This window comes from Hydrogenophaga pseudoflava (assembly GCF_004353865.1).
Taxonomy (GTDB): domain Bacteria; phylum Pseudomonadota; class Gammaproteobacteria; order Burkholderiales; family Burkholderiaceae_C; genus Hydrogenophaga; species Hydrogenophaga pseudoflava.
In genome coordinates this window covers 398,676-414,604 of record NZ_CP037867.1, presented here as the reverse complement: position 1 = coordinate 414,604, position 15,929 = coordinate 398,676, and the positions used below count along the sequence as shown (strand labels likewise).

Annotated in this window: 24 protein-coding genes; 4 read left to right on the top strand and 20 right to left on the bottom strand. The window is 62.5% G+C overall.

The genetic code is table 11. The annotated features are described in order from the left end of the window. Nucleotides 1-116: 116 nt before the first annotated feature. Together HPF_RS02125 and HPF_RS02120 are read left to right on the top strand one after the other, a co-directional pair. Nucleotides 117-530, top strand: a complete 414-nt coding sequence (locus HPF_RS02125) for a thioredoxin fold domain-containing protein (RefSeq protein ID WP_066157673.1) — start codon at nt 117-119, stop codon at nt 528-530. A gap of 78 nt (nt 531-608) precedes the next feature. Beyond that, nucleotides 609-1,115, top strand: coding sequence for a TlpA family protein disulfide reductase (locus HPF_RS02120; protein WP_066157676.1), 507 nt, complete (start codon nt 609-611; stop codon nt 1,113-1,115). 92 nt (nt 1,116-1,207) lie between these two features. Here the strand turns inward: HPF_RS02120 and HPF_RS02115 are convergent, their stop codons facing one another. Next, on the bottom strand, nt 1,208-1,660 hold the full coding sequence (locus HPF_RS02115) for a c-type cytochrome (protein WP_066157677.1): 453 nt from the start codon (nt 1,658-1,660) through the stop codon (nt 1,208-1,210). Between the two features lie 152 nt (nt 1,661-1,812). Between HPF_RS02115 and HPF_RS02110 the strand changes: the two genes are divergently transcribed. After that, a complete protein-coding gene (locus HPF_RS02110; protein ID WP_133155619.1) occupies nt 1,813-2,487 on the top strand; it encodes a cytochrome b/b6 domain-containing protein in 675 nt (224 codons plus the stop codon). Between the two features lie 67 nt (nt 2,488-2,554). After that, nucleotides 2,555-3,079 (top strand): GNAT family N-acetyltransferase, encoded by a 525-nt coding sequence (locus tag HPF_RS02105; protein ID WP_133155618.1) that lies wholly within the window; start codon nt 2,555-2,557, stop codon nt 3,077-3,079. 3 nt (nt 3,080-3,082) lie between these two features. Here HPF_RS02105 and HPF_RS02100 read toward each other — a convergent pair whose 3' ends face one another. From HPF_RS02100 to HPF_RS02010, 19 genes are all read right to left on the bottom strand, one after another. Then, entirely contained in the window at nt 3,083-3,589 is a 507-nt protein-coding gene (locus HPF_RS02100; RefSeq protein ID WP_066157683.1) for a peroxiredoxin, read from the bottom strand. A gap of 104 nt (nt 3,590-3,693) precedes the next feature. Then, a complete protein-coding gene (gene rpsQ / locus HPF_RS02095) occupies nt 3,694-3,963 on the bottom strand; it encodes a 30S ribosomal protein S17 (protein ID WP_066157687.1) in 270 nt (89 codons plus the stop codon). Nucleotides 3,964-3,974: 11 nt separating this feature from the next. Then, complete coding sequence (rpmC, locus tag HPF_RS02090; protein WP_066157692.1) at nt 3,975-4,175, bottom strand: 50S ribosomal protein L29; 201 nt, start codon at nt 4,173-4,175, stop codon at nt 3,975-3,977. 15 nt (nt 4,176-4,190) lie between these two features. Beyond that, on the bottom strand, nt 4,191-4,607 hold the full coding sequence (rplP, locus tag HPF_RS02085) for a 50S ribosomal protein L16 (protein ID WP_066157696.1): 417 nt from the start codon (nt 4,605-4,607) through the stop codon (nt 4,191-4,193). Nucleotides 4,608-4,609: 2 nt separating this feature from the next. Continuing rightward, nucleotides 4,610-5,470 carry a 30S ribosomal protein S3 gene (rpsC, locus tag HPF_RS02080; RefSeq protein ID WP_066157699.1) on the bottom strand — a complete coding sequence of 287 codons (861 nt, stop codon included), beginning with the start codon at nt 5,468-5,470 and terminating at the stop codon, nt 4,610-4,612. Nucleotides 5,471-5,486: 16 nt separating this feature from the next. After that, nucleotides 5,487-5,822 (bottom strand): 50S ribosomal protein L22, encoded by a 336-nt coding sequence (gene rplV, locus HPF_RS02075; RefSeq protein ID WP_066157701.1) that lies wholly within the window; start codon nt 5,820-5,822, stop codon nt 5,487-5,489. A 9-nt stretch (nt 5,823-5,831) separates the two neighbouring features. Then, a complete protein-coding gene (rpsS, locus tag HPF_RS02070) occupies nt 5,832-6,107 on the bottom strand; it encodes a 30S ribosomal protein S19 (RefSeq protein ID WP_066157704.1) in 276 nt (91 codons plus the stop codon). A gap of 12 nt (nt 6,108-6,119) precedes the next feature. Further along, on the bottom strand, nt 6,120-6,944 hold the full coding sequence (rplB, locus tag HPF_RS02065; protein WP_066157707.1) for a 50S ribosomal protein L2: 825 nt from the start codon (nt 6,942-6,944) through the stop codon (nt 6,120-6,122). A gap of 2 nt (nt 6,945-6,946) precedes the next feature. Beyond that, the gene (rplW, locus tag HPF_RS02060) at nt 6,947-7,258 is read right to left on the bottom strand and encodes a 50S ribosomal protein L23 (RefSeq protein WP_066157709.1); all 312 of its coding nucleotides are present in this window, start codon (nt 7,256-7,258) and stop codon (nt 6,947-6,949) included. Next, on the bottom strand, nt 7,255-7,875 hold the full coding sequence (rplD, locus tag HPF_RS02055) for a 50S ribosomal protein L4 (protein WP_066157712.1): 621 nt from the start codon (nt 7,873-7,875) through the stop codon (nt 7,255-7,257). The genes rplW and rplD overlap by 4 nt, the downstream gene beginning before the upstream one ends. Continuing rightward, nucleotides 7,875-8,543 (bottom strand): 50S ribosomal protein L3, encoded by a 669-nt coding sequence (gene rplC / locus HPF_RS02050; protein ID WP_066157714.1) that lies wholly within the window; start codon nt 8,541-8,543, stop codon nt 7,875-7,877. The genes rplD and rplC overlap by 1 nt, the downstream gene beginning before the upstream one ends. Before the next feature lie 170 nt (nt 8,544-8,713). Continuing rightward, a complete protein-coding gene (gene rpsJ / locus HPF_RS02045; RefSeq protein WP_066157716.1) occupies nt 8,714-9,028 on the bottom strand; it encodes a 30S ribosomal protein S10 in 315 nt (104 codons plus the stop codon). 18 nt (nt 9,029-9,046) lie between these two features. After that, the gene (tuf, locus tag HPF_RS02040; RefSeq protein ID WP_079364208.1) at nt 9,047-10,237 is read right to left on the bottom strand and encodes an elongation factor Tu; all 1,191 of its coding nucleotides are present in this window, start codon (nt 10,235-10,237) and stop codon (nt 9,047-9,049) included. A gap of 108 nt (nt 10,238-10,345) precedes the next feature. Beyond that, complete coding sequence (gene fusA, locus HPF_RS02035; RefSeq protein WP_066160159.1) at nt 10,346-12,448, bottom strand: elongation factor G; 2,103 nt, start codon at nt 12,446-12,448, stop codon at nt 10,346-10,348. Nucleotides 12,449-12,545: 97 nt separating this feature from the next. Beyond that, the gene (gene rpsG / locus HPF_RS02030) at nt 12,546-13,016 is read right to left on the bottom strand and encodes a 30S ribosomal protein S7 (protein WP_066160156.1); all 471 of its coding nucleotides are present in this window, start codon (nt 13,014-13,016) and stop codon (nt 12,546-12,548) included. Between the two features lie 156 nt (nt 13,017-13,172). After that, nucleotides 13,173-13,550 (bottom strand): 30S ribosomal protein S12, encoded by a 378-nt coding sequence (gene rpsL / locus HPF_RS02025; protein ID WP_066160152.1) that lies wholly within the window; start codon nt 13,548-13,550, stop codon nt 13,173-13,175. 136 nt (nt 13,551-13,686) lie between these two features. Further along, nucleotides 13,687-14,874 (bottom strand): D-alanyl-D-alanine carboxypeptidase family protein, encoded by a 1,188-nt coding sequence (locus HPF_RS02020; protein WP_127805752.1) that lies wholly within the window; start codon nt 14,872-14,874, stop codon nt 13,687-13,689. A gap of 46 nt (nt 14,875-14,920) precedes the next feature. Beyond that, the gene (locus HPF_RS02015; RefSeq protein ID WP_127805753.1) at nt 14,921-15,544 is read right to left on the bottom strand and encodes an alpha/beta hydrolase; all 624 of its coding nucleotides are present in this window, start codon (nt 15,542-15,544) and stop codon (nt 14,921-14,923) included. A 35-nt stretch (nt 15,545-15,579) separates the two neighbouring features. Further along, complete coding sequence (locus HPF_RS02010) at nt 15,580-15,921, bottom strand: (2Fe-2S) ferredoxin domain-containing protein (RefSeq protein WP_066160148.1); 342 nt, start codon at nt 15,919-15,921, stop codon at nt 15,580-15,582. Nucleotides 15,922-15,929: the final 8 nt, after the last annotated feature.

Genomic DNA, 15,929 nt, shown 5'->3' with positions numbered 1-15,929 from the left:
GAAAGCCCCGGATGGTATCTGCATCCGCAAACGGCCCGGAGCATCCGACACGGTTGGAGGAATGCCGCAATCGCGGTATCTTCCGAGGCGCGCCAACATACTCCCCTGAGTTTTCCATGAACACCCCCGGCCATTCATCCGCCCTCCCCACCCCGACTTCGCTGCGAGGCAGCGCCCTGGCGGCGGTGGCGCGTGGCGAACCGCTGGTCGTGATGACCACCCTCGCCGGCTGTCCGTACTGCGACCTGGTGCGCAACCACCACCTGCTGCCCATGCTGAGGCAGGGGCAGTTGCATGCCGTCCAGCTCGACGTCCGCGACCGCACCAGCAACCTGCAGGGATTCGACGGCTCGATGACCACGCCCGCCGAACAGGCCAAGGCCTGGAAAGCCCGTTTCGCGCCCACCGTGCTGTTCCTGGGCGCCAAGGGAGAAGACCTGGCGGAGCGGCTGGTCGGCGTGGCGGTTCCGGATTTTTACGGGGAGTACCTCGATGCCCGCCTGCAGCAGGCTCGCGCCCGTTTGCGCTGAAACGGTTGCGGGATCGGAATGAACTCCGGGACAATTGGACGATCAGACCTCGGCCAATCCGAAATTCCCCCTGCGCCCATGATCTCCACTTTGTTCTCCCGCCGCCGCTCGCTCGCCGCCCTTCTGGTTGCCGGTGCGCTTGGCCTGTCCGGCTGCGCCTCCGGTGACGAGGCGCCTGCCTCCAGTTTCGTGCTGCTGGACGGCAGCACCACCACCACCGCGGACCTCAAGGGCAAGGTGACCCTGGTCAACTTCTGGGCCACCACCTGCGTCACCTGTGTCAAGGAGATGCCCTCGCTGGTCAGCACCCACCAGAAATACAAGGACAAAGGGTACGAAACCATCGCCGTCGCCATGAGCTACGACCAGCCGGCCTGGGTGGCCAACTACGCCCAGTCGCGCCAGCTACCGTTCAAGGTGGCGCTGGACAACACCGGCGAACTCGCCAAGAACTGGGGCGACGTGAAGCTGACCCCGACCACCTACCTGGTCGACAAGCAGGGGCGCATCGTCAAGCGCTTCGTCGGCGAGCCCGACTTTGCCGCGCTGCACAACCTGATCGAGGACCTGCTCGCCAAGAGCTGACCAAGCGAGACCCGAGCCATCAACGAAATGGGCGGACACCTTCACGGGGTGCCCGCCCATTTCAGTTATTGAGGCGCCAATGAAGTGCTCGCTCACTCCTTGCGGAATGCGTCGTGGCACGCCTTGCAAGTCTTGGCAGATTCGCCGAACGCTTTCTTCAGGTTGTCCAGATTGCCCGTCTTGGCAGCCGCATTGAGCTGGGCGACCGACGCCATCATGTCTTCCGACGCCTTCTTGAACTTGGCCCCGTCGGTCCAGATTTCCGGCTTGGCTCGGGTTTCCCCCTTCTCGGAGCCGGCCACGAACCCGGCCCAGGGCAGCTTGCTCATGGTCTCCACAATCGCCGCGTTCTCTGCCGCCACCTTGGCGTCGAACGGTGCCTTGTCGCTGGCCATGGCACCGAGGCGTCCGAAGTGAGCGGCCATCACCGTGAGCGCTGCCTTGCGGTACTTGACGGCGTCTTCCGGCTTCTGGAACTGGGCCATCGCGGGCACCGACAGTGTGGACACCACGGCGGCCAGCGTGAGTGAAGCAAGCAATTTCATGAGGACTCCTGCGCAGGGTTGACTGTATGGATGAAGGTGCAGCCGCTGGGGCTACCCGAGCCGGGAGCTTCCCGCACGGGGAAAAGTTCCGCAGGAACCTGTCAGGGTTTATCTTCTCTACCTGTTCCTCGCGTCAACACTTGGCCCTCACCATGCACACCATCCGCGTCTGGGATCTGCCAACCCGTCTGTTTCACTGGGCGCTGGTCCTCTGCGTCATCGGTCTGGTCATCACCGCCAATGTGGGAGGCAACTGGATGACCTGGCACGGGCGCCTGGGCTACGTGGTTCTGAGCCTGCTGCTGTTTCGCATCGCCTGGGGTTTTGTCGGCGGACACTGGTCCCGATTCAGCAGCTTCATCTACCACCCTGCAACCCTGTTGGCCTACCTGCGAGGCAACGGCCGGCCGGAACACCGCGCAGGTCACAACCCCCTGGGCATGCTGTCGGTGTTCGCATTGCTCGCGGTGCTGCTGCTGCAGGTGAGCACGGGACTGTTCGCCGACGATGAGATCGCGTTCACCGGTCCACTGGTCAGCCTGGTGTCCGGCGACACGGTGAGCCAGGCCACCCGGTACCACAAGTCCATCGGCAAGCTGCTGCTCATCGCGCTGGTCGCGCTGCACGTGCTGGCCATCCTGTTCTACAAGTGGTTCAAGAAAGACAACCTGGTGAGACCGATGGTGCTGGGTGACAAGCAAGTCATGGCACCACTGCCCAGCGCACTGGACAACACGGCATCGCGGCTGCTGGCGTTGGTGATCTGGGCGGTCTGTGGCGCTGCGGTGTACTGGATCGTCGGCCTGGGTCAGACCAGCTGGGGATGAGCCCCGAGCAGCCAACGCCCGGCACTGTCGTATAGTGCCCGCTCGCCTGCACCGCTCGATCCTGCCGATGTCCGACCCCCGTCACACCGCCCAGCTGTCTCTCATGCACGCCCGCTCGGCGGTAGAACTGGCGGCGGTCCGCTCGCTGTTCCTGGACTACCAGGCAGGACTCGGCATCGATCTCTGTTTCCAGGGATTTGAAGAAGAACTGCGGACCTTGCCTGGCGACTATGCCGAACCGTCCGGTGGACTGTTCCTCGCACAGGTCGATGGCGCACCGGCCGGTTGCTGCGCCTTCAGGCCTCTGGCCAACAGCGACCATCTCAATGCGTGTGAGATGAAGCGCCTGTTCGTTCGTCCGGCTTTCCGCGGGCTTGGTCTGGGCCGGCAACTGGTGGATGCCGTGACTACTGGTGCCCAGCAAGCCGGCTACACGACCATGCTGCTGGACACCCTGACCGACATGGAGGCAGCACGCGCGCTCTACCAGGAGGTGGGCTTTGTCGAGACTGAGCCCTATTACCACAACCCCCTGGCGGGCGCGCACTACCTCAAGCTGGATCTGCGCACCCTGACCCTGGGCGGCGCCTGAACTTCAGCCGCGGGCCTGGGCCAGCAGCGTCGCTGCGTCGCTGACCTCAAACTTGCCCGGGCCTTCCACATTCAGTGTCTTGACGACGCCGTCCTTGACGAGCATCGAGTACCGGTTGCTGCGCAAGCCCATGCCCCGGGCGGTCAGATCCAGCGTCAGGCCGGTCGCCTTGGCGAAATCGGCGCTGCCGTCTGCAAGCATGCGCACCTTGGTGCCTGATTTCTGGTCGCGTGCCCACGCGCCCATCACGAAGGCATCGTTGACGCTCACGCACCAGATTTCGTCCACACCGGCCGCCTTCAGTGCGTCGTGCTGCTCCACATAACCCGGCACATGTTTGGCCGAGCAGGTGGGCGTGAACGCGCCAGGCAGGGCGAACAGTGCAATGGTCTTGCCGGCGCTGGCAGTGGCCGTGTCCACCGGGTTAGGGCCGATGCTGCAGCCGTTGCCCTCGACTTCGCTGTATTCCATCAGCGTGACGGCCGGAATCTTGTCGCCTACCTGAATCATGGTGTGTTCTCCTCGTCTGTGGTGACCCGTGGGCCGGAAATGAAAAAAGCGACCGAGATTCTCGGTCGCTTTCCGGGCTTGCGCAGGAATCGGCGCAAACAGGCTTACACCACGGCGGCCTTTTGAACCAGGCGGGTAGCCACCCAGTTCTTGGTCTTGGACAGCGGGCGGCTTTCGGTGATCTCGATCACGTCGCCGAGCTTGTACTCACCCTTTTCGTCGTGGGCGTGGTACTTGCTCGACTTGGCGACGATCTTGTCGTAGAGCTCGTGCTTCACACGGCGCTCGACCAGAACCGTCACGGTCTTGGCGCGCTTGTCACTGACCACCTTGCCGATCAGGGTGCGCTTGAGGGATGTTTTGGCTTCCGTCATTTCGTCACTCCTTACTTGGCGGCGGCGCGTTGCTTCTCGGCCAGGATGGTCTTGGCGCGAGCGATGGAACGGCGGGTGTCGCCCAGCGTGGCGGTGTTGTTGAGTTGTTGCGTGGCCTTCTGCATGCGCAGGCCGAAATGGGCCTTTTGCAGAGACTTCACTTCGGCTTCCAGGCCGGCCACATCCTTCTGGCGCAGTTCAGCAGCTTTCATCTATGTTCTCCTGAATCACTGACCCAGCATGCGCGCCACAAAGGTGGTGCGCAGGGGAAGTTTGGCGGCGGCCAGGGCAAAGGCTTCGCGAGCGAGTTGCTCGGGCACGCCCACGATTTCATACAGCACCTTGCCGGGCTGGATTTCGGCCACGTAGTACTCCACGGAACCCTTGCCGTTGCCCATACGGACTTCGGCAGGCTTCTGGGAGATCGGCTTGTCCGGGAACACGCGGATCCAGATCCGGCCGCCACGCTTGACGTGACGGGAAATCGCACGGCGTGCGGCTTCGATCTGGCGGGCCGTCAGGCGGCCGCGGTCGGTGGACTTCAGACCGAAATCACCGAAGGCCACGGTGGCGCCGCTGGTGGCGACGCCCGTGTTGCGGCCTTTCTGCTCTTTACGGTACTTGCGGCGAGCGGGTTGCAGCATGTTTATTCTCCTTTGCCGTCCGCAGGTGCCCCTGCGGGTGCGTCTTTGCGAACGCGCTTAACGGCGGGTTTGTCGGTGGCCTCGGCGGGCTTGTCGGAGCCATCGGTCGGGGCGGCGTTGCCACCACGGCGCACGGCGGCGCGGGCAGCCGGGCCAGCCGGGCGCTCACGGCGCGGACCGCGGGGACGGCGCTCCTCTTCCGGACGCGGGGTCTCCACCACAGGCGCGTCGTTGCGGCCCAGGGTGTCGCCCTTGTAGACCCAGACCTTGACGCCAATGACGCCGTAGGTGGTCTTGGCTTCCGAAGTGCCGTAATCGATGTCTGCGCGCAGGGTGTGCAGCGGCACACGGCCTTCGCGGTACCACTCGGTGCGGGCGATTTCGATGCCGTTCAGACGGCCGGCAGACATGATCTTGATGCCCAAGGCACCCAGACGCATGGCGTTCTGCATGGCGCGCTTCATGGCGCGGCGGAACATGATCCGCTTTTCGAGCTGCTGGGTGATCGAGTCGGCGATCAGCTTGGCATCGATTTCGGGCTTGCGCACCTCTTCGATGTTCACAGCGACCGGCACGCCCAGCTTGGCGGCCAGATCCTTCTTCAGCTTCTCGATGTCCTCACCCTTCTTGCCGATCACCACGCCCGGACGCGCCGAGTAGATGGTGATGCGGGCGTTCTTGGCGGGGCGCTCGATCACGACGCGCGAAACGGCGGCGTTCTTTAGCTTGCCCTTGAGGTACTCGCGGACCTTGATGTCTTCGGCCAGCATGCCGGCGAAGTCACGATTGGAGGCGTACCAGCGGCTGGCCCAGTTGCGGGAAACTGCAAGGCGGAAGCCGGTGGGGTTGATTTTCTGTCCCATATGTCCTCTAGCCTCTTCAGTTGCCAACCGTCACGTAGATGTGACACGTGGGTTTGCTGATGCGGTTGCCGCGGCCCTTGGCACGGGCAGCAAAACGCTTGAGCGTGGTGCCTTGCTCGACGTAGATCGACTTGACGAACAGTTCGTCGATGTCGGCGCCGTCGTTGTGCTCGGCATTGGCGATGGCGGAGTCAAGGGCTTTCTTGACGATGCCAGCGGCCTTCTTCTGCGTGAACGACAGGATGTTCAGGGCCTGGTCGACCTTCTTGCCACGAATCAGGTCGGCCACGAGACGGCCTTTGTCCACCGACAGGCGCACGCCGCGAACGACGGAGCGGGTTTCTGTACTCATGGTTGGTCCTTACTTCTTGGCTTTCTTGTCGGCCGGATGGCCTTTGAACGTGCGCGTCAGCGAAAACTCGCCGAGCTTGTGTCCCACCATCTGGTCGGTGATGTACACGGGCACGTGCTGCTTGCCGTTGTGCACGGCGATCGTCAGACCGATGAACTCGGGCAGGATCATGGAGCGGCGCGACCAGGTCTTGACCGGCTTCTTGTCCTTGGTGGACACAGCCTTCTCGACCTTGGCCATCAGGTGGTGGTCAACGAAGGGACCTTTTTTGAGAGAACGAGTCATTTCGTCAACCCCTTACTTCTTGCGACGCGACACGATCATGTTCTGCGTGCGGCGGTTGTTGCGGGTGCGGTAACCCTTGGTCAGGTTGCCCCACGGATCCACCGGTGCACGACCTTCGCCGGTCTTGCCTTCACCACCACCGTGCGGGTGGTCGATCGGGTTCATGGCGGTACCACGCACGGTCGGGCGGATGCCCATGTGGCGCTTGATACCGGCCTTGCCGATCTGGCGCAGGCTGTGTTCGGTGTTGGAGACTTCACCGATGGTGGCGCGGCAATCCACGTGGATCTTGCGCACTTCGCCCGAACGCATGCGAACCTGGGCGTAGATGCCTTCGCGGGCCAGCAGCACGGCGGAAGCACCGGCGGAACGGGCGATCTGGGCACCTTTGCCGACTTGCAGCTCGATGCAGTGGATCGTCGAACCGACCGGAATGTTGCGGATCGGCAGGGTGTTGCCCACGCGGATCGGCGACTCGGAACCGGACAGCAGCGTGGCACCGACTTCAACGCCACGCGGGGCGATGATGTAGCGGCGCTCGCCATCGGCGTAGCACAGCAGCGCGATGTGCGCCGTGCGGTTCGGGTCGTATTCGATGCGCTCGACCTTGGCCGGGATGTTGTCCTTGTTGCGACGGAAGTCGACCACGCGGTAGTGGTGCTTGGCACCGCCGCCCTTGTGGCGAACCGTGATGTGGCCGTTGTTGTTGCGGCCGGACTTCTGGTGCTGGGGCTCCAGCAGCGGCGCGAAACCCGAACCCTTGTGCAGGTTCTCGCGCGTGACCTTCACCATGCCGCGACGGCCTGGCGAAGTCGGTTTCATCTTGATCACTGCCATGATTAGGCCTCCCCACCGAAGTTGAGTTCCTGACCCTCGGCCAGCGTGACATAGGCCTTGCGCACATGGTCACGGCGACCCACGGTCTTGCCGAAGCGCTTGGTCTTGCCCTTCTGGTTGAGCACGGACACGCCCTTGACCTGGACCTTGAACATCAGTTCAACGGCGGCCTTGATTTCGGGCTTGGTGGCGTCCTGCAGCACCTTGAACAGCACCGCATTGGACTGCTCGGCGGCTTGAGTGGCCTTTTCCGACACGATCGGTGCCACGAGCACCTGCATCAGACGACCTTCATCGTATTTCGTGACGCTCATGCGAACATCTCCTTGAGCTGGTCGATGGCACCCTTGGTGACGATGACCTTCTTGTAGTGCACCAGCGACACCGGGTCGGCGTAGCGCGGCTCGACCACGAGCACGTTGGCCAGGTTGCGCGAAGCCAGGTACAGGTTCTCGTCGACTTCTTCGGCGATGACCAGCACGTTGCTCAGGTTCATGGCCTTGAACTTGGCGGCGAGCTGCTTGGTCTTGGGCGAGTCCACCTTGATGGAGTCGACCACGGCCAGGCGGCCTTCACGCACCAGCTGCGAGAAGATGGAGGCCATGCCGGCGCGGTACATCTTCTTGTTGAGCTTCTGGGTGAAGTTTTCGTCCGGGCTGTTCGGGAAGATGCGACCGCCCCCGCGCCACAGCGGCGAGGAAGTCATACCGGCACGGGCGTTGCCGGTGCCCTTCTGCTTGAACGGCTTCTTGGTCGAGTGCTTGACCTGCTCACGGTCCTTCTGGGCACGCGTACCTTGACGGGCGTTGGCCTGATACGCCACCACGAGCTGGTGAATCAGGGACTCGTTGTAATCACGGCCGAAGACGGTCTCGGGCACGTCCAGCTTGGACGCGGCCTGACCTTGGTCGTTCAGGAGTTCAACTTGCATCAGTTAGCCCCCTTCTTGGCCTTGACGGCGGGACGGACGGTCAGGAAACCGCCGTTGGCGCCAGGCACGGCACCGCGGATCATCAGCAGCTGACGGGCTTCGTCGACGCGGAAGATGTCCAGGTTCTGGATGGTCTTGGTCTGATCGCCCATGTGACCGGTCATCTTTTTGCCCGGGAACACGCGACCCGGATCCTGGGCCATGGAGATCGAGCCCGGCACGTTGTGCGAACGGCTGTTGCCGTGCGACGCGCGCTGCGAGCTGAAGTTGTGGCGCTTGATGGTGCCGGCGTAGCCCTTACCGATCGAAGTGCCCTGCACGTCGACCTTCTGGCCGGCGGCAAAGATGGCGTTGGCGGCCACGGTAGCGCCTGGCTGGTACTGGGCAGCCACATCGGCGGCAACGCGGAATTCCTGGATGATCTCACCCGCTTCGACACCAGCCTTGGCCAGGTGGCCCGCGATGGGCTTGGTAACGCGGGAGGCGCGACGCTGGCCAAAGGTGACCTGCAGCGCGTCGTAGCCATCGTTGGCTTGGGTTTTGACTTGCGTCACACGGTTGTTCGACACATCGACCACCGTGACAGGCACTGCGTCCCCGTCATCGGTGAACAGACGCATCATGCCCACCTTGCGACCCAACAACCCGAGGGAGTTGCTAAGACTCATTGTTTTCTCCGTTCCCGACTGCAATTGGCCGGGGCTGATGGTGCGCAGCCCACCGGTCGCATGACCGAAAGACGAACGCGGTTAAGGGCCAGAAGCCCGAAAAGCCCGCCAGTATAACCAGCGGGCTTTGTTTGTGCAAGCCCGACCATCGCCAGACCTGCGCGCAGCGTTTACTGCAGCTTGATTTCGACGTCCACGCCGGCCGGAAGGTCCAGCTTCATCAGGGCGTCTACCGTTTTGTCGGTCGGGTCGACGATGTCCATCAGACGCTGGTGGGTACGGATTTCCAGCTGGTCGCGCGAGGTCTTGTTGACGTGCGGCGAACGCAGGATGTCGAAGCGCTTCATGCGGGTCGGCAGGGGCACGGGACCCTTGACGATCGCGCCGGTGCGCTTGGCGGTGTCGACGATTTCGGCGGCCGAGGTGTCGATCAGCTTGTAATCAAACGCCTTCAGGCGGATGCGGATTTTTTGCTTGGTAGACATGCGGTTCTCCGGATCCGGTTAAGCAATGATCTTGGCCACGACGCCGGCGCCGACGGTACGCCCGCCTTCACGGATGGCAAAGCGCAGACCTTCTTCCATGGCGATCGGGGCGATCAGCTTGACGGTGATCGACACGTTGTCACCAGGCATCACCATTTCCTTGCCCTCAGGCAGCTCGATGGCACCGGTCACGTCCGTCGTGCGGAAGTAGAACTGCGGGCGGTAGTTGTTGAAGAACGGCGTGTGACGGCCACCTTCGTCCTTGGACAGCACATACACCTCGCCGGTGAAGTGCGTGTGCGGCTTGATGGAGCCGGGCTTGCACAGCACCTGGCCGCGCTGCACTTCTTCGCGCTTGGTGCCGCGCAGCAGGATACCGACGTTGTCGCCAGCCTGACCCTGGTCCAGCAGCTTGCGGAACATTTCCACGCCGGTGCAGGTGGTCTTCTGGGTGGCGGCGATACCGACGATTTCGATTTCTTCGCCGACCTTGATGATGCCGCGCTCGATACGACCGGTCACCACGGTGCCGCGACCGGAGATGGAGAACACGTCTTCCACAGGCATCAGGAAGGCACCATCCACAGCACGCTCAGGCGTGGGGATGTAGCTGTCCAGCGCGTCGGCCAGGCGCATGATGGCCTGCTCGCCCAGATCGCCCTTGTCGCCTTCCAGCGCCAGTTTGGCCGAACCCTTGACAATGGGGGTGTCGTCGCCGGGGAAGTCGTACTTGGAGAGCAGCTCGCGCACTTCCATTTCAACCAGCTCCAGCAGCTCGGCATCATCCACCATGTCGCACTTGTTCAGGAACACGATGATGTAGGGAACACCCACCTGGCGCGCCAGCAGGATGTGCTCGCGGGTCTGGGGCATCGGGCCGTCGGCGGCCGAGCACACCAGGATAGCGCCGTCCATCTGGGCAGCACCGGTGATCATGTTCTTGACGTAGTCGGCGTGACCGGGGCAGTCCACGTGGGCGTAGTGGCGGTTGGCCGTCTCGTATTCCACGTGTGCGGTGTTGATGGTGATGCCACGAGCCTTCTCTTCAGGAGCCGCGTCAATCTGGTCGTAGGCCTTGGCGGCGCCACCGAACTTGGCAGCCAGCACCGTGGTGATGGCAGCCGTCAGCGTCGTCTTGCCGTGGTCCACGTGACCAATCGTGCCCACGTTCACGTGCGGCTTGGTCCGCTCAAATTTCTCTTTTGCCATTGCAAATACCTCTGTTGAAAGAACAAAACCCGTGAGTGTTTAACGTCTCCGGCACGGGCCTGCCACGGGCAGCCGGCCCACCCCGACGGGCGCCGAAGACCGATCTGATTACTTGGAACGAGCGGCGACGATGGCCTCGGACACGTTCCGCGGAGCCTCGCTGTAGTGCTTGAATTCCATGGTGTAGGTGGCACGACCCTGGGTCATGGAGCGCAACGTGGTGGCATAGCCGAACATTTCGGACAGCGGCACCTCGGCCTTGATGGCCTTGCCGCCGCCGACCATGTCGTCCATGCCCTGCACCATGCCGCGACGGGAAGACAGGTCGCCCATGACGGTACCGGCATAGTCCTCCGGGGTCTCGACTTCCACGGCCATCATTGGCTCGAGGATGACGGGCTGAGCCTTGCGGCAGCCCTCCTTGAAACCAAAAATGGCGGCCATCTTGAACGCCTGTTCGGACGAGTCCACGTCGTGGTACGAACCGAAGTGCAGAGTGACCTTCACGTCGACCACCGGATACCCGGCCAGCACACCCTGGTTCAGCGCCTCTTCCACGCCCTTGCCCACAGCAGGGATGTATTCGCGCGGCACCACACCGCCCTTGATGGCGTCCACGAACTCGAACCCCTTGCCCGGCTCCTGTGGTTCGATCTTGAACACCACGTGACCGTACTGGCCCTTGCCGCCGGACTGGCGCACGAACTTGCCTTCGGCTTCTTCCACGGTTCCACGGATGGTTTCGCGGTAGGCCACCTGCGGCTTGCCCACGTTGGCTTCCACGCCGAACTCGCGCTTCATGCGGTCGACGATGATCTCCAGGTGCAACTCGCCCATACCGGCAATGATGGTCTGACCGGACTCTTCGTCGGTCTTGACACGGAAGGACGGATCTTCGGCAGCCAGACGGCCCAGGGCGATGCCCATCTTTTCCTGGTCGGCCTTCGACTTGGGCTCCACGGCCTGCGCGATCACGGGCTCAGGGAAGACCATCTTTTCCAGGGTGATGATGGCGGACGGATCGCACAGGGTTTCGCCCGTGGTCACATCTTTCAGGCCCACACAGGCAGCGATGTCGCCTGCCCGGATTTCTTCGACTTCCTGGCGGTTGTTGGCGTGCATCTGCACGATACGGCCGATGCGCTCCTTCTTGCCTTTGATCGGGTTGTAGACGGTGTCGCCCTTCTTGAGCACGCCCGAGTACACGCGAACGAAAGTCAGCTGCCCCACGAACGGGTCGGTCATGAGCTTGAACGCCAGCGCGGACAGCTTCTCTTCGTCGTCAGCCTTGCGGGAGGTTTCCTTGTCATCGTCGTCGGTACCTGCCACGGGCGGAATGTCCACCGGCGAAGGCAGGAAATCGATGACGGCGTCCAGCATGCGCTGCACACCCTTGTTCTTGAAGGCGGTACCGCACAGCATCGGCTGGATCTCAACCGCCAGCGTCCGCGCACGGATGCCGGCCTTGATTTCGGCTTCGGTCAGGTCGCCTTCCTCAAGGTACTTGTTCATCAGCTCTTCGTTGGCTTCAGCGGCTGCCTCGACCATCTTGCTGCGCCACTCCTCGGCCTGCGCTTGCAGGTCGGCCGGGATGTCCTGGTACTCGAACTTCATGCCCTGGGACGCTTCGTCCCAGATGATGGCCTTCATCTTGATGAGGTCGATCACGCCCTTGAAGTTGTCTTCGGCACCGATCGGTATCACGATCGCCACCGGGTTGGCCTTCAGGCGCAGCTTCATCTGGTCATAGACCTTGAAGAAGTTGGCACCAGTGCGGTCCATCTTGTTCACGAAGGCCAGACGGGGCACTTTGTACTTGTTGGCCTGGCGCCAGACGGTCTCAGACTGGGGCTGCACGCCACCCACGGCGCAATACACCATGCAAGCACCGTCGAGCACGCGCATGGAACGCTCCACCTCGATGGTGAAGTCCACGTGGCCGGGGGTGTCGATGATGTTGAAGCGGTGCTCGGGGTAGGACAGGTCCATGCCCTTCCAGAAGCAGGTGGTGGCAGCGGACGTGATCGTGATACCACGCTCCTGCTCCTGCTCCATCCAGTCCATAGTGGCGGCGCCGTCGTGCACCTCACCAATCTTGTGGTTCACACCGGTATAGAACAGGATGCGCTCGGTGGTGGTGGTCTTGCCGGCGTCAATGTGGGCCGAAATACCGATGTTGCGGTAACGCTCAAGGGGCGTGGTGCGTGCCATGAAAATTCTCCAAAATTAAATACCAAAGCCCGCGACCCTGTGGGGCCCGCGGGCTCGCTTCCAAAAGAACAGCAGGCGTACAAAACGCCCGCGTGAATCAGAAGCGGAAGTGGCTGAACGCCTTGTTGGCCTCGGCCATACGGTGCACTTCGTCGCGCTTTTTCATGGCGCCACCACGACCTTCTGTTGCCTCAACCAGTTCATTGGCCAGGCGCTGGGCCATGGACTTTTCGCTGCGCTTGCGGGCCGCCTCCTTGATCCAGCGCATCGACAGCGCCAGACGGCGGACGGGGCGCACCTCAACGGGCACCTGGTAGTTGGCACCACCCACGCGGCGGGACTTGACTTCCACCATGGGCTTGACGTTGTTGATGGCGGTCGAGAATATTTCCACCGGATCCTTGCCGGTCTTCTTCTCGATTTGCTCGAGGGCGCCGTAGATGATGCGCTCGGCAACCGCCTTCTTGCCACCTTCCATGATCACGTTCATGAACTTGGAAAGCTCGACATTGCCGAATTTGGGATCCGGCAGGATTTCACGTTTAGGGACTTCGCGACGACGTGGCATTTTTTACCTCTGCATTGCTTCAGTTGGCGCCCTTTCGGACACCGCGAGAGCCATCCGGGACCCTCACTTACTCGACCCGCACGGAACAGCCCGTGTTTGGGGTCACTACGTTTGCACCACCTGCCAGGCGGAACAAACACCGACATTTCAGGAAGATCAGGCCTTCTTGGGACGCTTGGCACCGTACTTGGAGCGCGCCTGCTTGCGGTCTTTCACGCCTTGCAGGTCCAGCGAGCCGCGGACGATGTGGTAACGCACACCGGGCAGATCTTTGACACGACCACCACGAACCAGCACGACGCTGTGCTCCTGGAGGTTGTGGCCTTCACCACCGATGTAGGAAATCACCTCAAAACCGTTGGTCAGGCGCACCTTGGCGACCTTGCGCAGAGCGGAGTTGGGCTTCTTGGGGGTCGTGGTGTACACGCGGGTACACACACCACGACGCTGCGGCGAGTTTTCCATGGCCGGGCTCTTGGACTTGGTCTTTTCGACCTCCCGGCCGTGGCGCACGAGTTGACTGATGGTTGGCATGAAAGAAACGTCCCTAAACGTTTGATGAGCGAAAAAGCGAAACCCTTCGGAAAATTCCGAAAAGCCCTCTACTGTATCACGGGCCTATTGAAAGACCAAATCCATCTCTCTGGTGTCCGTCGACGCACCGATGTACTCACTGGATCCACAGCCGCAGTGCGTCCCAGGCCCGCCCGAAAATGCCACTCTCTTCAACGGATTCCAGCACCGTCAGAGGGACCTCGGCAACCGTCTCGCCGCCCGCGGTACGCACACGAAGCATCCCCACCTGCTGCCCCTTGAGCAGAGGGGCCACCAACGGATCCGGGCGCGTGACCTCGGTTTTGAGCCCGGCGCCGGTTCCCGCCGGAACGGACACCACCACGCCCTCGGGGCGCCCAAGCTTGGCCTGATCCGCGCGCCCCTTCCAGACGCGGGGAGTGACCACCGCACCGCCCACGGAGCTCAAGCGGACCGCCTCATAGGCCGTGAACCCCCAGTTCAGCAGCTTCTGACTCTCCGCTGCACGCGAATTTTCGCTGGCAGCACCCAACACGACGCTCAACAGCCTGCGCTGCCCCTCTGCTCCGGCGCCCAGCAACGCACTGGGCCGGCGAGCAGTTGCAACGAGGCAATAGCCGGCGGCATCGGTGTGTCCGGTCTTCAGGCCATCCACAGAGGGGTCGCGGAACAGCAGAAGGTTCCGGTTGGTGTCATTGGCTGCTGGAGTGCCTGGATAGCGGTAACGCTGAATGGCGTAGTACGGAACGTATTCAGGGAAGTCGCGCATCAGCCGGGTCGCCAGCGTCGCCAGATCCCGGGCCGTGGTGGTGTGTCCCGGAACGGTCAGACCTTCCGGGTTCCTGAAGCTGCTGGCGTTCATTCCCAGCGCCTTGGCCTGGCGATTCATCATTTCGACGAACTGCTCCGCACTTCCACCCACGCCCTCGGCAAGGGCCATGGTGGCGTCATTGCCAGACTGAACGATCATGCCCTTGATGAGATCCTCCACCGGCACCTTCATCTTGGGGTCAATGAACATGCGGGAGCCCGGCATTTTCCAGGCCCGCTCACTCACTGAAAGTGTCTGTTTGAGATCGATCTTGCCGGATTTGAGGGCATCAAACACGAGATAGGCAGTCATCAGCTTGGTGAGCGAAGCGGGTTCGACAGGCTTGTCCGGTTCCTTGGCCGCCAGGACCTGCCCGGACGACACATCCAGAAGCAGGTACGCCCGCGCCGCCACTTCCGGAGGTTGCGGAACAGCCGCCGAGGCGGCCAGGTGCCAACACAGAAAGAAAACGGCCAGCAGACCACCCTTGGGCAAGATTCGTTCAAACAGCATGGAATTGAAAGAGAAGAAAGAAGTCCAGGGTCGAAGCGACCCGAGTTCAGGCGACGAGATGCCGCTGCACCAGTTCTCTCAACAAGGGCAACTGCCCGTGAAAGAAGTGGCCCCCGCCTGGCACCACCAGCACAGGCAGGGCTTGCGGGCGCGCCCAATCCATTACGGACTGCAGCGGCACGGTGTCGTCGTGCTCGCCATGAATGACCAATGTGCGCTGGCGAAGTTCATCCGGAATAGCGGCGACGCCGAACCGGCTGGTGGCAGGGCCGACCAGCACCACCTTCTGGATGTCCCGCTGACCGTGCAATGCGGCCACGGCCTGGCTTGCGACGAAGCCACCAAACGAGAAGCCGGCAAGACACAGCGGACCGTCAGGCACCTGTGAGCGGACAACCTCCAGCATGTCCTGCAACTCCCCGCGCCCTTCGTCGTAGACACCCCCGCTCGCACCCACACCACGGAAGTTGAACCGCACGGCCGTCCAGCCGCAAAGGACGAAGGCACGCGCCAGGGTCTGCACCACCTTGTTGGTGAGGGTGCCCCCATGCAATGGGTGGGGATGCGCAATGACCGCCATCCCACGGGAAGACCCGGCAGCGCGGTCGATGGCCACCTCCAGCTGCCCGGAGGGACCTACCTGTAAAAGATGCTCGGTGTGTGCGTTCACGTGTGTCGCGCTATCAATCCAGGAATCCGGGCATCTCAGCGCCCGACTTCCGGTGGCGTTCGCAAGCGCTCGACCACCACCCCATCCCTGAGATGCGACTGCACGATCTCGTCGATGTCCTGTTCATCCACGTAGCTGTACCAGACAGCCTCGGGGTACACGACGGCGATGGGGCCACCGGCACAGCGATCCAGGCAGCCCGCCTTGTTCACCCGCACCTTGCCGGGGCCCAACAGGCCCAATGCCTTGGACTGGCTCTTGCACCGATCAAAGGCCGCCTGCGCCTTGTGCTGCGCGCAGCAGTTTTCGCCGTTGTCGCGCTGGTTCAGGCAGAAAAAGATGTGGCGCTCGTAGTAGGAGGATCGGTTCTCTGACATGGCTGGAT

Bases quoted from the DNA above. Each gene is read 5' to 3' on its own strand.
- HPF_RS02125 (WP_066157673.1), top strand. From the start codon at position 117: ATGAACACCCCCGGCCATTCATCCGCCCTCCCCACCCCGACTTCGCTG.
- HPF_RS02120 (WP_066157676.1), top strand. From the start codon at position 609: ATGATCTCCACTTTGTTCTCCCGCCGCCGCTCGCTCGCCGCCCTTCTG.
- HPF_RS02115 (WP_066157677.1), bottom strand. From the start codon at position 1,660: ATGAAATTGCTTGCTTCACTCACGCTGGCCGCCGTGGTGTCCACACTG.
- HPF_RS02110 (WP_133155619.1), top strand. From the start codon at position 1,813: ATGCACACCATCCGCGTCTGGGATCTGCCAACCCGTCTGTTTCACTGG.
- HPF_RS02105 (WP_133155618.1), top strand. From the start codon at position 2,555: ATGTCCGACCCCCGTCACACCGCCCAGCTGTCTCTCATGCACGCCCGC.
- HPF_RS02100 (WP_066157683.1), bottom strand. From the start codon at position 3,589: ATGATTCAGGTAGGCGACAAGATTCCGGCCGTCACGCTGATGGAATAC.
- rpsQ (WP_066157687.1), bottom strand. From the start codon at position 3,963: ATGACGGAAGCCAAAACATCCCTCAAGCGCACCCTGATCGGCAAGGTG.
- rpmC (WP_066157692.1), bottom strand. From the start codon at position 4,175: ATGAAAGCTGCTGAACTGCGCCAGAAGGATGTGGCCGGCCTGGAAGCC.
- rplP (WP_066157696.1), bottom strand. From the start codon at position 4,607: ATGCTGCAACCCGCTCGCCGCAAGTACCGTAAAGAGCAGAAAGGCCGC.
- rpsC (WP_066157699.1), bottom strand. From the start codon at position 5,470: ATGGGACAGAAAATCAACCCCACCGGCTTCCGCCTTGCAGTTTCCCGC.
- rplV (WP_066157701.1), bottom strand. From the start codon at position 5,822: ATGAGTACAGAAACCCGCTCCGTCGTTCGCGGCGTGCGCCTGTCGGTG.
- rpsS (WP_066157704.1), bottom strand. From the start codon at position 6,107: ATGACTCGTTCTCTCAAAAAAGGTCCCTTCGTTGACCACCACCTGATG.
- rplB (WP_066157707.1), bottom strand. From the start codon at position 6,944: ATGGCAGTGATCAAGATGAAACCGACTTCGCCAGGCCGTCGCGGCATG.
- rplW (WP_066157709.1), bottom strand. From the start codon at position 7,258: ATGAGCGTCACGAAATACGATGAAGGTCGTCTGATGCAGGTGCTCGTG.
- rplD (WP_066157712.1), bottom strand. From the start codon at position 7,875: ATGCAAGTTGAACTCCTGAACGACCAAGGTCAGGCCGCGTCCAAGCTG.
- rplC (WP_066157714.1), bottom strand. From the start codon at position 8,543: ATGAGTCTTAGCAACTCCCTCGGGTTGTTGGGTCGCAAGGTGGGCATG.
- rpsJ (WP_066157716.1), bottom strand. From the start codon at position 9,028: ATGTCTACCAAGCAAAAAATCCGCATCCGCCTGAAGGCGTTTGATTAC.
- tuf (WP_079364208.1), bottom strand. From the start codon at position 10,237: ATGGCAAAAGAGAAATTTGAGCGGACCAAGCCGCACGTGAACGTGGGC.
- fusA (WP_066160159.1), bottom strand. From the start codon at position 12,448: ATGGCACGCACCACGCCCCTTGAGCGTTACCGCAACATCGGTATTTCG.
- rpsG (WP_066160156.1), bottom strand. From the start codon at position 13,016: ATGCCACGTCGTCGCGAAGTCCCTAAACGTGAAATCCTGCCGGATCCC.
- rpsL (WP_066160152.1), bottom strand. From the start codon at position 13,550: ATGCCAACCATCAGTCAACTCGTGCGCCACGGCCGGGAGGTCGAAAAG.
- HPF_RS02020 (WP_127805752.1), bottom strand. From the start codon at position 14,874: ATGCTGTTTGAACGAATCTTGCCCAAGGGTGGTCTGCTGGCCGTTTTC.
- HPF_RS02010 (WP_066160148.1), bottom strand. From the start codon at position 15,921: ATGTCAGAGAACCGATCCTCCTACTACGAGCGCCACATCTTTTTCTGC.